The sequence below is a fragment of the Alkalinema pantanalense CENA528 genome (assembly GCF_050753345.1).
In the GTDB taxonomy this organism is placed as follows: Bacteria; Cyanobacteriota; Cyanobacteriia; order Leptolyngbyales; family Leptolyngbyaceae; genus Alkalinema; species Alkalinema pantanalense.
Genome location: NZ_JBLZFX010000008.1, coordinates 1 through 15351, shown reverse-complemented (window position 1 = coordinate 15351; position 15351 = coordinate 1). Strand labels below are relative to the sequence as shown.

Sequence of the window (15351 nt, the reverse complement as noted above, 5' to 3'; positions counted from 1 at the left end):
TGTGGGGCAAGGACAATGGGGGAGTTTGCGCTGTGGGAAAAATTAGGGACTGGCTTGGGGGCTTTTCCTTGGATATCCGTCAGTTTCCATGGGCTCCTCGATCGCCTGTTGGGCATCCATAGTTTTTGGGTCGCAGATGGACTCATTACGATCGCCTACTACAGCCTGATGCTGCTGGTTCTTCAGGGCTTTGGACTGGGACGCAGGTGGGGCAATCGGGGTGGCGGGATTGCTGACTACGGGGGTGATTGGTGGATTATTCACCGAGATTTCTAATTTAATATTCAACGCTCTCAGTCAAATTCCCATAGCAGCCCTCAATCGATTGCTCGTCGTATTACTAATGGGGCTGGGATGCATTCTAGGGTATGTCACGACACGATTCACAGCCTTGGGAACCCGGCGTAAACAGTGGTTCCTCTTAGCGATCGGAGTTATGGCCATTATCTTTCCCCTACTATTTTCGCTTGTGCTAATTCCCTGGTGGGGTGGGCGCATTCCTCGTCCCTTTGTGACTGAATTGTTCTGGCTGATGCAAGTAGCCTGTTTAGCCGTCCTATTTATTCGTCAGGGCCAGTGGTTAAAGAATTTAAAAATTTGGGCTGGTTTAGGAATTAGTTTTAGCCTACTCTTCCAAGGGGATGTCCATTCCGCTGTGATTCTCGCGATCGTAAATATTGCAATCATGGCCCGTTTATGGTGGCAATTCCGGCAACACCCTTCCGAACAGAAAGTTTGTCTTCAAGGCATTGGCGTTAGTTTGGTTAGTGCAATTATCACCAGTCTTCCCTTCTGGATTCAGCGCAGCTTTGCCAATCCTGATGCAGCAATCCGTTTGGGCCTGTTTCCCGTCGATCGTTGGCATCCCCTGTTTCTACCCAGTGAATTACCCTACTGTTTATTAGCGGGCTTATTACTCTGGGGCTGGTTTCTTGGGTTGACGGAAGATCGATCGCCCCAAACCCGACGAGGCTTGGGTTTGATTGCCATTTTGAGCGTAGCGGCCTGTTTTGCATTACCCATTTCGACGATCGTTTTAGGGCAAACGGTGCAGATTTACCAGTTCTTCGATCGCTTTCTGCGGGTGATGGGCTTGGGGTTAGTCGTTTATGGCAGCTACGGATTACAGCAACTGATGCAACGAATATCCCCAGCCCAAATTCCCCAACGCTGGCGGTCGATCGGGATTACCACGGGTTTAGCTGTAGCGCTGATCTTCCCATTACGAGAGGCTCAGTCGCTGGTTACAAATAGCCAACATATCCGTGCTGACTTTCCTGAATGGCAAGCTTTACCTAACTATCGCCAAAACTTGAATGCTTTGGTGGCAGAACTATCTAAGCCCGATTATCGCTCTACAAAGGTGATGGGCACGTTCGATGTGCAGGTCTATGCCTGGTGGGTGGCGTTTCAAAAGGGTGCTTCCTATTTGCCGGAAGCGCCCTTGACTACCGTGGGCGATCGGGAAATCGAAACCCGATTACTCACGTTTTGTAAATTGCTCAACCTCAGGCCCGAGGTCTTTTTGGGGCTGATTAATCGACCAGGGACTAATTTATTTTGGCTAGGGCATGGCAAGTACCAAGCCTCGCGAGCCTACACCTATGCCCCGTTATCGGATTATGTTCCTGCCACCCAGCGACAGATTACGCAGACTGGATTGCTAAATTCGCTCAGTGTTGCGTTACCCATTAGTGTCCAGCGGCGCTTACTGCAAACCTATTTGCAAACGCCTGACCTCGATCGCACGAAAACTCGGTTAGATCTCATCGTGTTAACTCAGGATGCCCTTCTCCAAGGTACAACGCCGATCGATCCAGACTTTGAACTGACCTATGAAAATCCAGCCTTTCGTCTCTGGCGACGCAAATCGCTCAAGATGGACTCTCCCTAGGATGCAAGGGTTCCATCGGGCATGATGGCTCCTTGCAGATCAGCATCCTTTAAAATCGTGCCTGTTAGATCTGCGTTTTGCAAATTGGCATTGCGTAAAGTAGCGCGACGCAGATCGGCATAGCTTAAATCCGCTCCGCTCAGATTGGCTCCGGTGAAATCGACGGCAGGTAAATCACGTCCAACGGCACGATGCATATTAGCACGGCAAAACTTAGCCCCCGTTAAATCTGCATAACAAAAGAGCACGCCATGCAGTGTGGCATAGCTCAAATTTGCCCCTTGTAAATTCGCAGATTGAAAATCCGTGGGATGGGCTGTGCTGGATTGTAAGTCTGCATCGTAGAGGACTGCGTTGACTAAGCTCCCATGGCTCAACACCGCACCATTCAAGGTTGCCTTGCAGAGATTCGCATCATCCAAACAAGCATTCACAAACGTTGCACCACTCAGATCCGCTTCCCGCAGAATGGCCCCGTGTAAATTTGCACCCGTTAAATTTGCGCCCCATAAAATTGCTTCACTTAAATCCGCTGACTGGAACCCAGCTTGGGTTAAATCTGTTTTACCCAACCGCGCCTGCCGCAAGTCCGATCGACTGAAATTTGCACCTTGGAGGTTTAAATTCGTTAACTCGGCTTCTTGCAAATTGAGTTGCAAAAAGTCTCTTTCCCCACGGAGATAACAGGTAATCAGATCGGTTACGTTCATACACACAAAGCCATACGCAGATTAATAGAACAATTTAATCGAACAATACCAGAATCAATGTCAGCGAGTGATCAGCCCGTCACGAGTATCAGCAGTATGAGTGTGTTACTAGTATCAACAAACCATCGGTACACCTCAAGGATTGCAGGTACAGCGTATCACCAGACAGCGTATCGCCACCGATGCAACCAGGAGTATAGCCAGAAGTATAGCGAGTTGATCCTGGGATAGCGCTATCCCAAGCCCTGGCAACGCAAAATCAGGATCCCCTATCCCAAACACGCTGAGCAAGACTAGCTTGATCACCTAGTCTTAATATTCACTGTTCTACTATATAGAGATATAGCGAATCTTGTTAAGAGAGTTGGATAAAAATCTTGAGAAATCATTAACTCAGCCCTTCGATCGTGGGAATCTTCATTAAGATCGATGAAATATATTACCCGACGGTAGTATGTTAAGAATTGCTGTGTTTCGCTCCGGAGTCAATTCCTGTGTCTTCTACCGTGAACTCTGCGCAAAGTCCGTCTTCCACCACTGGCACTGCTGGTACACACCATCAAATCGTAATTGTCGGCGGCGGAGCCGCAGGCATTACCGTTGCGGCTCAATTACTCAAGCAATCGAGATCGTTGGATGTAGCGATTATTGAACCTTCCGCCAAACATGATTACCAACCGGGATGGACTTTGGTTGGGGGAGGTGTTGCGCCCCTGTCCGACTTTGTACGGGATGAGCAAGCGGTGATCCCGCCCGGTGCAAAGTGGTTACAAACAGCAGTGGCGAGTTTCGATCCCGCCCAGAACACCCTGACCACGATCGACGGCCAACAGATTCACTACGATTACCTGGTGGTGTGTCCTGGGATTCAAATTAATTGGCATTTGATTAAAGGACTGAAGGAAGCCCTCGGAAAAGGCGGCGTCACGAGTAACTATTCCAAAGAGTTTGTCCCCTACACCTGGGAAACCATCCAAAATTTCCAAGGCGGCAATGCGATCTTCACCCACCCCGCCACGCCGATTAAATGCGGGGGAGCACCACAGAAAATTATGTACATGGCCGATGATGCCTTTAAAAATCGCGGCCTAGGCAGCAAAACCAACGTCACCTTCTGCATTGCTGGCCCCAAAATGTTTCCGATCGCGCCCTACTCCGCCACGTTGGATCAAGTCGTGGCTCGCCGGGGCATTACGCCAAAATTCCTGCATAACTTGAAGGAAATTAAAGCCGATACGAAGGAAGCGGTTTTTGATGTCACCTCTGCCGATGGCGTTCAGGAAGTCACCCTGCCCTACGACATGATCCATGTGACACCGCCCATGAGTCCCCCCGACTTCATCAAGCAAAGTGCCCTTGCCAACGAAGCGGGCTGGGTCGATGTCCACAAACACACCTTGCAGCACAACCGCTACCCCAACGTCTTTTCCCTAGGGGATGCCTCCTCCCTGCCCACATCCAAAACCGCCGCCGCCGCCCGCAAACAAGCTCCCGTTTTGGTGCATAACCTGCTGACTGTGATGAATTCCCAACCCTGCGACGCCCAGTACAACGGCTACACCTGCTGTCCGTTGATTACGGGTTACCAATCGGCCATGATGGCAGAATTCGACTACGACGGCAATCTAGCCCCATCCTTCCCGCTGGATCCCACCAAAGAGCGATACATTATGTACCTCGCAAAGGTGCATGTTCTGCCTTGGCTCTACTGGAACCGTATGTTAACAGGTGAAGGTTTTGAGGCGGATGTGTTTAAACCCCTGAAAAAGCTAGCGGGTTGGTAGCCCGATCGCTCCCGCACAACTCTTGTAATTTACCTTGCAGGAGAAGCCAGACCAAATGAATTGATCAAGGCGACAGACCCGAGTTCCCCTGATTAAGGGGGAATTTAGGGAGATCCTTATCAATTGCAATCACGAGTTGATTGGATATCCTCCCCGCAATCAACCGATCGTCCAACCGATCGTTCAACCGCCCCATCAACCGCTGAACCGACAACACCTTCCCCGCTCGGTTCACCTCATACACCCAATCCTCCTGAAAATTCGTCACCACCACCCGCAACCGATCGGTCGTCACCTGCGTCAAACAAGGCTCCTTCGGCGCAGCCGTCGGCGATCGAAAACACTCCGTCATCTCCTCCAGGCTCCGAATATGCAACTGCTCCATTGGCAACTTCAATCGCGATCCCGCATCCTGCAACACCACCCGCGCTAACCGAGACGGCAACCGATCCGTTCACACCGGCAATCCCCCGATCGCCTCCGTCCGAATCCAAAACTGTTCCCCCACCCGATACACCTGCCGTTGCCCCGATCGTCCCTCCACCGTTACCCGATAGCCCCGCTCACCCATTCCACAATCCTCGATCGGCAACGGCAACCCCAAACACCCCCCAAACTTCCGTGCCTCCCCACCGGGTTAGCAAAAACGACCTTGTCAGCCACACCTTAATTTTGTTCTACCTGCCCTTGAAGCGCTTGGACTTGTTCGTTGGCAAAGCCTTCCACCTCGGAAATCAACAACCCTGTCGCTTGAGCGATCGCTTCGTTAGGCATCTCAGGCTACTCACCGGTTGGTTTAAATGCAGTATCGTTGACACCTAATGTAGGATTAGCTAGTATGACAGTGTAATCCTACATTAGGTGTCGCAGTCGGCTTACAGCCATGAGTAAGAAAGTTAGTATCACCTTGGATGACGAAGTTCTAGAGTTTGTAGATCGGCTGGCAAGCAATCGTAGCAGCTTTATAAATAATGTTCTCTGGCAAGAGAAGAAAAGGATTTTCATGCAAGAGCTAGCAGATGCTTATAAAGCTCAGGCTAATGACCCAGAATTCCAGGAAGAAATCTCTGTCTGGGATATTACAGTAGGCGATGGTTTAAATGCCTAACGGAAACTTAACCTACAAGCGAGGAGAGCTATGGTGGGTCGATTTAAAACCCGTTATTGGTCATGAAACCGATAAAGAACGCCCTTGCCTAATTCTGCAAAATGATATTGGCAACCAAAATGGGGCTACAACAATCGTTGCTCCATTGTTGCCTGGAACAAGGACTTACCCGTTCGTTGTGAATATTAAACCCACTACGCAGAATGGACTCGATGGAGATCGGCACATCAACTTAAGTCAATTGAGGGCTGTAGATGCTCAGAGGATTAAGAATAAACAGGGTGTTTTAGAAGAAGTTTATTGGGAAGAAATCGAGAAAGCAGTATGTATTGAGCTTGGTTTCAGTTTAGCGTTTAAGTCTTCGTAGCTCGCCTAACAAGCGCATACACACGCAACGGAAATATACACTATCAGTTATGCTGCAAGTATTATCGCCGTCCGGTGACGCACCAGCCGATCGAGAGCATTCCTAGCTTTAGAAAATTAAGAGCGATCGTCTTCGCTTTCTCTTCTTGCGCTTCCCGAAAGACCCGCGTTTCTTCCAATCTAGTGCCTAGCATAGTATCAATTTCCTCCCGCGATAAATTCGTTCCATCCCCCCAATTTCCCTTGCGATGCTGCGGAAATTTCTGAACTTGATTTATTTGATTGCTTAAAAACGAAAGATTACAGCTTCAGCCAACCCAACACATCAGCGATCGTGAGCTGCAAGTCAGCCACTAAACGGGGAACCGGTAAAACATCTTGTGCTTCTTGTAAAAACTCAGGTTGTTGTCCCGATGGGTAGATGAGAATAGACTTTTCTGCTGGATCAATCAGCCATCCCACCTGACACCCGTGCTTTAGACAATGCAAAATATTACCCGTTACTTTGGTCGGGCTTTGATCAGGAGACAGGATTTCGATCGACCAATCTGGACATAGCGGAAAGACATTAGCAATGTCGCCATTATCATCCACTGGAATTCGATCCCAAGCAAACACAGCAACATCAGGAACGATCGATCTCCCACCAAAAGTACAACGCAATTCTGGAAAAGCCAAAGCAATCTTCCGATCTTCAGCAAGCTGATTAATTGCTGTTACCAGCTTTCCCTGTAGTTTGCTGTGCTTTCCCTGTGGCATCGGTTTTTGAACAATTCGCCCATCAATATACTCACTCGCTGGTTTGGTCTCTGGCAACTTCAGAAACGCCTCTAGCGTGATTGTTTTATCTGGAACCTGTACCATCCGCAACCTCTCCTTCGCCCAAAACCAATCCAGCAGAGCAAAAAGGGCATGGCTCATTCATCAATCGCACCATACCCCATTCTAACCCGACTGATCCGATCGCACTGGCCCTTGAAACACCCCGCCCTGTAGATTTATCAAAGATTTCCAACCCCCCAATTTTCCCTTGCTATACTGCGGAAATTCCTGAACTTGATCCGCGATCGCGCCATGGGCCAGACCATCACCCCAGACCCCATCCAACCCACCCACTGGGTCAGCAAAAACGACGTTTTCATCTCCTACTCCCGCCGCGACAAAGCCTTCGTCGAAAAACTCGTCGCCCAATTCCAAGCCCTAGGCCGCGACCCCTGGATCGACTGGGACGACATCAACAAAGGCGAAGACTGGTGGAAATCCATCCAACGCGGCATCGAAGCCGCCGACAGCTTCATCTTCATCATCAGCCCCGACTCCATCCTCTCCAGCGTCTGCCGCGACGAAATCGACCACGCCGCCAAACACAACAAACGCTTCCTCCCCCTCCTCTGGCGCGAAGGCTTCGACATGGCCACCGTCCACCGCTGCATCTCCCAACACAACTGGATCTTCGCCCGCGAAACCGACAACTTTGCCCAAGCCTTCCAAGACCTGATCACCGCCCTCGACACCGACCTTGACTACGTTCGTGCCCACACCCGCCTCCTCGTGCGTTCGATCGAATGGCAACATCACAGACAAGACTGTAGCTACCTCCTGCGCGGCAGCGACCTCACTGCCGCCCAAACCTGGCTCAGCCAAGGCATCAGCAAACACCCCCGCCCCACCGCCAACCACAGCGCCTACATCACCGCCAGCCTCAACGCCCGTACCGCCAGCCTCAACGCCCGCCAAAAAGCCAAATGGATCGTCGTCCTCACCACCATCATCGCTAACCTCCTCTTCGCCGCCGCCGGACTCACCGTCCTCTACTGGCGCATCAGCACGATCGCCGAACAACAGGTCGAGCAAACCATGGAAGAAACCCTCGACGGAGCCTTAGATGGCATCGACGGCGACGAATTTGCCCAACTCAGCCGACTCAGCCTCGCCCCCGGCCAAACCGAACCCAGCACCAACCCCCTCTACCAAGCGCACCAAGACTGGTTACAAACCGTCCACCAAATCACCCCCAAAGCCTTTCCCGCAACCTACACCCGCAACCCCGATCGTAAGCTCATCCTAGTCGGCGACCTCAACCGCATCACCAACCCCACCCAAGCCTCCCCCTACCACAGTCTGATCGACGGCAACCTCAGCGAAATGGAAAAAGGCTTAACCGACGTCGTCGTCAACCTCACCCCCTACAAAAACGAATTCGGCACCTGGGTTTCCATCTACGGCCCCATCAAAACCCAGTCCGGGGAAGTCGTCGGTGCCCTCTGCCTCACCTACGACTCCACCTACTGGACTCACCTCACCGACAAGATTAGGCAAATGATGACGATCGCCTACATCCTCGCCTTCCTCTGGCTTACCCTCTCCAGTTGGCTAATTCTACGAGCCATCCAACCCACCAGCCAGGAATAATGTCCAGGGATAATGACCAGGAATCACCCCCAACAATCATCAATGCCTATCAACTAGCATTGACAAAATTAGCCGGATCCTGATCGCGACGGTGTTTCACTGGAATCGGCACCCCTGGTCGATCGCCCACTAATGCCGCCGTTGTCTCCAGCGCTTCCCGTAATCGCTTCGCCGCATAGATCGACATATCCCGAGGCACACTAATGCGATCGCGCAAATACCGCAACGCCGAATCCATTCCCTCCGGCGGCACGCAACGTTCCCCCGTCATCATGTACGTCAACGCACAGCGCAACGCCACCTCAAACGCACCATCCTCCGCCGGATTCACCCGAATAATCTTAGATCGATGCTTCAACACCCGAAACAACGCCTCCGATCGGGAATCCTCCGGCTCTGGATAGGTCACATCCGGCAACCCCAACCAAGGCCCACCGTCCACCTGCTGCTGCGCCGCCTGCATCTCCGCTGACCCATTGCCATAACAGCCCCCCATCTGCGGCGGCAAATCATGGGCATGGGTATGGAAATCACTCTGCGTCCCCCGATAGGTCGATCGCGTCTCCATCGCGTCAAACCAGGCCGACAACCGAGGATTCTCCTCCCGCAACGAATACCCCTTGTAATAGAACAAACTGGCATTCATCCGCTCCACATAGGGCGTAAAAATCACATCCGCCGTGCCAAACTCCGCCAGAAAATAGGGCCCCGGTGTCCTCGCCAATGCCGCCTCCACCTCTTGCACCACTTCCACAAACTGCGATCGACTGCGATCGTCCTCCTGCCGCGATCGGGCCGGATAGCACAACCAGCTACACCAAGCCCGAAACAACAAGCGCTCCAACCGCCGCAACGGCAACACCTGCGGATCTTCCATGCCCAGACCCAGCGGCCCATAGGCCCGTTCCAGCGCCCACAAAATATCATCACTTTCCGTAATCAGCCGCCCATCTAAGTCGATCGCCGGAAGCATTCCCGAAGGCACCTTCTGCTTATACCAGCGCTCCTTCTCCCCATAGCAAAACATCGTCACCTTCTCAATGCGGTAGGGAATCTGCTGCTCCTCCAACCACAACCACACCTTTTGGCAATAGGGACACCAAGCATGGTGATCGCGATACAACGTCACCCGCACCGCCGACTCCGGCTGCCCAAACAACCGCAACCGCGACTGGGCATTCGTCGGGCCATTGACATAATCCAGTTGAAAATCCGTCAAAGCTTCCAGTTCAGACCAAGAAAGGGGCGCGATCGTCATGGGAAATCTGCAACCTGTCACGAAACTAGCGCCTCCATGCTACCCGAAACCGTGATCCCATGAGACTTGGACTTACAATAGAGCTATAAGAAACCTAAATCCATCACAGGACGCAAACTAGAAAACCTACAATTTAGGCAACCATTAAGCAATCCGTATGCAACGCGAGACCGTCCTAGCCATTTTAAGACAGCATCGAGAAGCACTTAGAGGGCTAGGTGTACGCTCGTTATCGATCTTCGGTTCCGTCGCCCGCGATCATGCCCATGCAGACAGTGACGTCGATATTCTGGTGGATTGGGACGCTCCGCTCACCTTCGATCGCTACATGGATGTCAAGTTGTACCTAGAAGACCAACTGGGTACACAGGTTGATCTGGTTAGCTGGAAATCCCTCAAACCCCAAATTCGCCAGACCGTCGAGCGGGAAGCCATCCATGTCGCGTAATCTTCGGCTGTATTTAGAGGACATCCTGCACGCCTGTACCAAAATCCAACGCTATACCCAAGGGCTAACCTTCGAGCAATTTGTGGCCGATGAGAAAACGATCGATGCCGTCGCCCGCAATTTGCAAATCATTGGCGAATCCGTCAAACAAATTCCGCAGGATATCCGCGATCGGGCCCCTGCCATTGAATGGCGCAAGATTGCAGGACTCCGCGACATCCTTGCCCATGCCTATTTTCAGGTTGAAGATGAAGTGCTCTGGGATATAGTGCAAACCAAAATACAGCCTCTACAGGAGCAAATTCAGCCGTTACTCGTCAGTGAATTTTGGGATTCCTGATTATTAGATTGAATGCCTGAAACCCAAATTATCCGGAAAATACGGATGCTAAAGAGAAGAGGATCCTAGTGCTTTTCTATACGCAACCGACTCGATATATTTACACATGGATTGACATATTTCCTACTCAAACAGAACTTGCTATGGCTGACTTCCCGGTATCTTCTCTCAATCTTTTTCTCACTGCACCGCACTCAACCGTAACGCTACAAAGATTAACCCGATTATTATTGACAACTAGCATCGGCTTACTCCTGGGAACTAGCGCTGTCCAGGCCAACGACGTCACACTTCCCAAAGGCCAACGCAGCCTAGAAGTCAGACAAACCCAAGGGAAAGTCACCTACAAAGGCTCGCGCCCCCGCCCCGCCCAATCGGGCGATCGCCTCAGCGCAGGCCAAGGACTCACCACCGGACCACGATCGAGCGCAGTAGTCGGCATCGACTCCAACATCGGCATTGTCAAAGTCGCCGAAAAGACCGACTTCACCGTTCGTAACCTCACCATTGCCGCCGACGGGGGCCGCGTAACGCTTCTGACGGTCTACCGGGGCCAAGTCGCTCTGCAAGTGCGTCCCTTCACCAACAAAGGGTCTCGCTTGGAAGTCAAAACCCCCTCCGGCATTGCAGGCGTGCGCGGAACGGAATTTGGTGTGGCCGTCAGTCCCCAAGGTCGCACCGCCATCCTCACCAACGAAGGAACCGTCTCTGCCGAAGCCCAAGGGCAAAGCATCCTGGTGGGTGCAGGCTACTCCTCCCTGATTTATCCCGGTGAACCGCCCACCCCCGCCCGCCCCACAGTAGAAGATCTCTCCCTTAAGCTTAAAACCGCTGATGCCTATCGATCGGGCCTCGTGCGGGTGGGGGGGCATGTTGATCCGATCAATACAGTCATCTATGAAAATCAGGAACTGGAAGTTGCGCGGGATGGCAGCTTTCACCTAGAGTCCTCCACCCAGCAACGGAATTGGGCCACGATCGTCGTCCGAACTCCCCTCGGCAACGAAAAAATCCACACCATTTGGCTGCGATAAATCAATCCAGCGGTCAATCAATTTCTAGGATGCAATCACCATGGTGACCGTTCAAGCTAGGTGGCAGCGGTGCAAAACTCGCCTTGCCAGATATTGGGAAAATTGTTTGAATAGTCGCCGGATCACCCCCGCTGCGGTGGCAGTCTTGCTGGGCTGTGGGCTGTGGCAAGCCGGGGCATGGCAACCGCTGGAACGGTTAGGCTATAACTTGCTGTTCCAAATTCGTGAACAATTGCCCCATCCTGGCTGGGACGATCGTCTGGTCGTCATCGCGATCGACGATGCCACATTGGAGCATTACCGCCAATTTCCCCTGCCGCGCCATCTCTACGCCGATCTCCTACAAACCCTAGAAGCCTCCCAACCCGCCACCGTTGGCTTTGACCTGCTGTTTGCAGAACCCACCCCAGAGGATGCCAAGTTTGCCCAAGCCCTGGAAATTAACGGCAAAGCGGTGATTGCGATCGCGGCCAATCGGGATAAGAAAGTCATTAACTTGGTACCCCAGTTAAGCCAAGTCACGGGCCAAGGCCACATCCACAGCCGTCCCGATCCCGATGGGGTCTATCGCCAAATTGACCTCTACATTCGAGGGTTTCCGTCCCTGAGTGTGGCAATGCTACAAGCCTACAATCAAAGCCTCAGCCAAATTGTCCAAGCCCCTGATCAACCACCGCTGGCCAAGCCAGTCGCTTTGCCGCCCCCCAAGGCTAAGCACTTGGAACAAACCGCTTGGATTAATTGGCCGGGATTGACCCAAGGCCCTCAAGGCGTACCCACCTACTCCCTCGCTAGCATTCTTCAAGGCAAAGTCGATCCCCAAGCCTTTGCTAACAAAATTGTGCTCGTGGGCGTCACGGCAACGGGCAACGATCCGCTACAAACTTCCCTAGAGCAGCATTTGCCCACCTCCGGCGTCTATATGCACGCGGCAGTGATTGATAATTTGTTGAACCAGCGCTTGCTCCAGCGATCGCCGGACTGGATTCATTTATTAATCTTGGTGAGCATTGGCATCATTTCCAACCTAGTACTCTTTCCCCTCGGATTTCGCCAGCGGACGATCGTTGCCTTAGCCTTGCCCTGCGGTTGGATTGCCCTGGCGGTGGGTGCGTTGATGGGCTTCAATCTCTGGTTACCCACGTTCGCCCCGATCGGCACCTTTTTAATCGCGGGCACTGGCTTGCAATTGCTAGAGCAACGGGAAAAGCAACTGGTGATGCGCCTTTTTGCCCGTCACGTCGCCCCGGAAACCGCCAAGCTGATCTGGAACCATCGCAGCGAAATCTTTCAACAGGGACAGTTAACAGCCCAGGAAATGGTTGTGACGGTTTTGTTTACGGATATTCGAAGTTTCACCTCGATTTCCGAAACCATGTCTCCCTGTGATTTACTAGACTGGCTTAACCAATATCTCGATGTGATGACGGATTGTATCCATGCCCACCATGGGGTTGTTGATAAATACATTGGTGATGCCATTATGGCTGTGTTTGGCATTCCCTTTCCCAGCTCTGATGCAGAAGCGATTCAACAGGATGCGCTCAATGCCGTTTCCGCTGCGATCTCCATGCAGGAACGTCTCACCTCAATCAATCAACAACTGCACAAGGCCGGTAAACCCACCATCCGGGCTGGCATTGGCATCCACACCGGCTTAGTCGTCGCTGGCAGCATTGGCGGAGCCAAACGGGTGAATTATTCTATCCTAGGCGATGCAGTCAATGTGGCCGCTCGGCTGGAAGCGCTCAATAAACAACTCCATCAACAGAACTGTTACGATATTTTGATCAGTGAGGACACCTTTATTCAAGTGGGTCACAAAGTTCCGGGATATGCAGTAGAAAACCTCAAACTGCGGGGTCGTCAACAGAAGACGGCAGTCTATGCAATTCAGAAAGCCGATCGGGCCATGATAGGTACGGCAGACAGCACCCAACCCGCCGCCTAAGGTTCTGCGCATTCTATGGGCTGGGCAAATATTCCACCGTGGGAAAGGTCACTTGATCGACCACTTGTTTGACTCGCATTTGCGCTTGATAGGTGGCTCCCGATCGGGTGGTTTGGGTGGTGGTAATCGTATAGGTGAGCAGTTTACCCGGTTGCAGCAACGGCGCAAATTCCTCGCTGAGTTGGAGTTTATAAATATCGCCCAAAACGGTTATGGAATTCGCAGTGGATAGCTTGCCGTTACTATTGCTGATGACATAGGTATCAAAAATCGTTTTCTTGTCATCACTGACGTTGACTTCTACCTCCAGACTCGTAATTTCTTGCATTAATTTGCCTTCATCAATTAGCGCAAAGTTACGGGCATCTTTAAATTGGTCAAAACCCCGAAACTTGATTTGCTTGAGTCTTCCCGGCGCAATTCCATTGACAATTTCAATTTTGTAACCCTTATCGTTGCGGGTATTGCGGTATTCCAAGTGACCTGGAATTTGGAACGATAAATCCCCGATCGCGTCAATGCGGGCCGCAATCTCTGGGTTCCCGAGAAGATCGAGGGACTTATTGGTTTTCCACTCGACTTGAAACTGGTTCCGCACGGTTTGCAGGAGTTGATAATCACCGGAAACGTCCGAGCCAGGAGCCAGGGATTGCACTAAATCAGTTCTATTCAGCCAATTGTTTTTCAGGAGCCCGATCGATTGACCTTGAATTTGCCCGATCGCAGCTCGCACCGTCAGATTTTCCTGGGGAATCTGCCCCCCCGGCACCACAGACACTGTTCCATAGCTACCATTCGTGCCCCTGCGGCCATCCTGCCCCGGCGTTCCCGCTGGCCCCGCTTCAGCATAGTAGCGATCGTGATCGACTACGCCGCGATGTTCCCAGCGATATTCGTAAGTTTCATTGTCATGCTCGTAGGATTTGTGGCCCGATTCTTCGCAATCTTGCTTTTCGCGTTCCACTTCCTGCCAACTGGCATTGGGATCCTTGCGAGGCCGACGCATTAACGCCCATTCGCAAATCTCGATCGTCCAGGTCGGCTGATAAGGTTCACAGCCCCGTCCCGCTGGGCCACCCCGCCCCCCTAGGCCACCCGTGCCACCGGAATTGCGCAGTTGCAAATTCCGCAGTTGCGTCAGTTCACTCAAGAAAATGGTCACATTCCCACCATTCCCACCGTTGCCGCCATTCCCACCATTCCCGCCATGGCCCCCACTGGCCCCTTGCAAATTGTAGGCAACGTTGCGAGGAGAGCGGCAGTACTGGGCATCTTCTCCAGAGCCGCCATGGTCACCGTTTTCGCCATTGGTTCCCGACAGGTCAAGCAATTGTGGGCCATTGGTCAGTTGAATGGATTGGCTGCGGCCATCCTCTCCACTGCGGCCACTGCGGCCAGAGATGCCATCCCGCCCTGGCTGTCCAAAAATTTCCGTACGGGCGATCGCGCTAGGAATAAAGTAAGTGACCATCGCAGCACTGAGGGCAGTACTCACGGCAAGCAGCTGAAGAGGTTTCATAGAAGATCTAGCAGGGAGTGAAGAACCCAAGCACCAACTCCAGCGATCGCGCTGCCCATAGGCAGAGCCATCCCCGGCATCGGTCTCCGTTTGGGTAAAGATGACGGCTTCCCCCGTGAAATTGTTCACCGAAGGAATTACGAAGATCTACTTAGAATGCTCTCTAGCTTATGCAAGGGAATGGCGCATGGATTGACCGATCGACCTAGCAATCTTCCGCGATCTCTAGCAATCTCTAGTCATCGCGCAGTCCTTCCTATTTCTTCAAGAATAATCAGGCGTCGTCACAAGCTTTGTAGCAGGAACCTCACCGCTTAAAATTATTTTTCTCTGTCTTTTACATCAATAGTCCGGACAATTTTAGCGAGGCAGGAGTGGACAGAGAAGCTATCCATCGGATAGGGTGCAAATTAATCCAAAACGCACCGGATGGATAGCCATATGGAAAATATTGTACAAAGCCTACTTGCAAAAGTGGGCATTTTCGCAAACCGCAAGTGACCTTTTTCGTGACGTTATTTTCGACG

At 52.0% G+C, this 15351-nt stretch carries 18 protein-coding genes; 10 read left to right on the top strand and 8 right to left on the bottom strand.

Annotated features, from left to right (window positions below; translation table 11 throughout):
* Positions 1–15 precede the first annotated feature (15 nt).
* On the top strand, positions 16–276 hold the full coding sequence (locus ACN4EG_RS04400; RefSeq protein WP_431627991.1) for a hypothetical protein: 261 nt from the start codon (positions 16–18) through the stop codon (positions 274–276).
* Complete coding sequence (locus tag ACN4EG_RS04395; RefSeq protein ID WP_431627989.1) at positions 221–1894, top strand: hypothetical protein; 1674 nt, start codon at positions 221–223, stop codon at positions 1892–1894. The genes ACN4EG_RS04400 and ACN4EG_RS04395 overlap by 56 nt, the downstream gene beginning before the upstream one ends.
* On the opposite strand, the gene hetL is transcribed toward ACN4EG_RS04395, so the two are convergent.
* Positions 1891–2604: a heterocyst differentiation pentapeptide repeat protein HetL gene (hetL, locus tag ACN4EG_RS04390; protein WP_431627988.1), complete on the bottom strand. Its 714-nt coding sequence runs from the start codon at positions 2602–2604 to the stop codon at positions 1891–1893. The genes ACN4EG_RS04395 and hetL overlap by 4 nt on opposite strands.
* A gap of 494 nt (positions 2605–3098) precedes the next feature.
* Between hetL and ACN4EG_RS04385 the strand changes: the two genes are divergently transcribed.
* Positions 3099–4388 carry an NAD(P)/FAD-dependent oxidoreductase gene (locus ACN4EG_RS04385; protein WP_431627987.1) on the top strand — a complete coding sequence of 430 codons (1290 nt, stop codon included), beginning with the start codon at positions 3099–3101 and terminating at the stop codon, positions 4386–4388.
* A 64-nt stretch (positions 4389–4452) separates the two neighbouring features.
* Here the strand turns inward: ACN4EG_RS04385 and ACN4EG_RS04380 are convergent, their stop codons facing one another.
* Together ACN4EG_RS04380 and ACN4EG_RS04375 are read right to left on the bottom strand one after the other, a co-directional pair.
* Entirely contained in the window at positions 4453–4833 is a 381-nt protein-coding gene (locus ACN4EG_RS04380; RefSeq protein ID WP_431627986.1) for a hypothetical protein, read from the bottom strand.
* A 9-nt stretch (positions 4834–4842) separates the two neighbouring features.
* The gene (locus ACN4EG_RS04375; protein ID WP_431627985.1) at positions 4843–4992 is read right to left on the bottom strand and encodes a hypothetical protein; all 150 of its coding nucleotides are present in this window, start codon (positions 4990–4992) and stop codon (positions 4843–4845) included.
* Between the two features lie 279 nt (positions 4993–5271).
* Here ACN4EG_RS04375 and mazE point away from each other — a divergent pair, with 279 nt between their 5' ends.
* Together mazE and ACN4EG_RS04365 are read left to right on the top strand one after the other, a co-directional pair.
* Complete coding sequence (mazE, locus tag ACN4EG_RS04370; protein WP_431627984.1) at positions 5272–5496, top strand: type II toxin-antitoxin system MazE family antitoxin; 225 nt, start codon at positions 5272–5274, stop codon at positions 5494–5496.
* Positions 5489–5863, top strand: coding sequence for a type II toxin-antitoxin system PemK/MazF family toxin (locus ACN4EG_RS04365; RefSeq protein WP_431627983.1), 375 nt, complete (start codon positions 5489–5491; stop codon positions 5861–5863). The genes mazE and ACN4EG_RS04365 overlap by 8 nt, the downstream gene beginning before the upstream one ends.
* A 61-nt stretch (positions 5864–5924) precedes the next feature.
* On the opposite strand, the gene ACN4EG_RS04360 is transcribed toward ACN4EG_RS04365, so the two are convergent.
* From ACN4EG_RS04360 to ACN4EG_RS04350, 3 genes are all read right to left on the bottom strand, one after another.
* Entirely contained in the window at positions 5925–6056 is a 132-nt protein-coding gene (locus ACN4EG_RS04360; protein ID WP_431627981.1) for a hypothetical protein, read from the bottom strand.
* Between the two features lie 106 nt (positions 6057–6162).
* A complete protein-coding gene (locus ACN4EG_RS04355; protein ID WP_431627980.1) occupies positions 6163–6726 on the bottom strand; it encodes a Uma2 family endonuclease in 564 nt (187 codons plus the stop codon).
* Positions 6727–6807: 81 nt separating this feature from the next.
* Positions 6808–7053, bottom strand: a complete 246-nt coding sequence (locus ACN4EG_RS04350) for a hypothetical protein (RefSeq protein ID WP_431628078.1) — start codon at positions 7051–7053, stop codon at positions 6808–6810.
* Between ACN4EG_RS04350 and ACN4EG_RS04345 the strand changes: the two genes are divergently transcribed.
* Positions 6937–8274 carry a toll/interleukin-1 receptor domain-containing protein gene (locus ACN4EG_RS04345; protein ID WP_431627979.1) on the top strand — a complete coding sequence of 446 codons (1338 nt, stop codon included), beginning with the start codon at positions 6937–6939 and terminating at the stop codon, positions 8272–8274. The two genes, ACN4EG_RS04350 and ACN4EG_RS04345, sit on opposite strands and share 117 nt — an antisense overlap.
* A 49-nt stretch (positions 8275–8323) precedes the next feature.
* On the opposite strand, the gene ACN4EG_RS04340 is transcribed toward ACN4EG_RS04345, so the two are convergent.
* Entirely contained in the window at positions 8324–9553 is a 1230-nt protein-coding gene (locus ACN4EG_RS04340; RefSeq protein ID WP_431627978.1) for a glutathione S-transferase family protein, read from the bottom strand.
* A 136-nt stretch (positions 9554–9689) separates the two neighbouring features.
* Between ACN4EG_RS04340 and ACN4EG_RS04335 the strand changes: the two genes are divergently transcribed.
* From ACN4EG_RS04335 to ACN4EG_RS04320, 4 genes are all read left to right on the top strand, one after another.
* Positions 9690–9980, top strand: coding sequence for a nucleotidyltransferase family protein (locus ACN4EG_RS04335; RefSeq protein ID WP_431627977.1), 291 nt, complete (start codon positions 9690–9692; stop codon positions 9978–9980).
* On the top strand, positions 9970–10320 hold the full coding sequence (locus ACN4EG_RS04330; RefSeq protein ID WP_431627976.1) for a HepT-like ribonuclease domain-containing protein: 351 nt from the start codon (positions 9970–9972) through the stop codon (positions 10318–10320). The genes ACN4EG_RS04335 and ACN4EG_RS04330 overlap by 11 nt, the downstream gene beginning before the upstream one ends.
* Positions 10321–10463: 143 nt before the next feature.
* The gene (locus ACN4EG_RS04325; RefSeq protein ID WP_431627975.1) at positions 10464–11354 is read left to right on the top strand and encodes a FecR family protein; all 891 of its coding nucleotides are present in this window, start codon (positions 10464–10466) and stop codon (positions 11352–11354) included.
* A 40-nt stretch (positions 11355–11394) separates the two neighbouring features.
* A complete protein-coding gene (locus ACN4EG_RS04320) occupies positions 11395–13305 on the top strand; it encodes a CHASE2 domain-containing protein (RefSeq protein WP_431627974.1) in 1911 nt (636 codons plus the stop codon).
* Positions 13306–13318: 13 nt separating this feature from the next.
* Here the strand turns inward: ACN4EG_RS04320 and ACN4EG_RS04315 are convergent, their stop codons facing one another.
* Positions 13319–14953: a hypothetical protein gene (locus ACN4EG_RS04315; protein ID WP_431627973.1), complete on the bottom strand. Its 1635-nt coding sequence runs from the start codon at positions 14951–14953 to the stop codon at positions 13319–13321.
* Between the last annotated feature and the right edge of the window lie 398 nt (positions 14954–15351).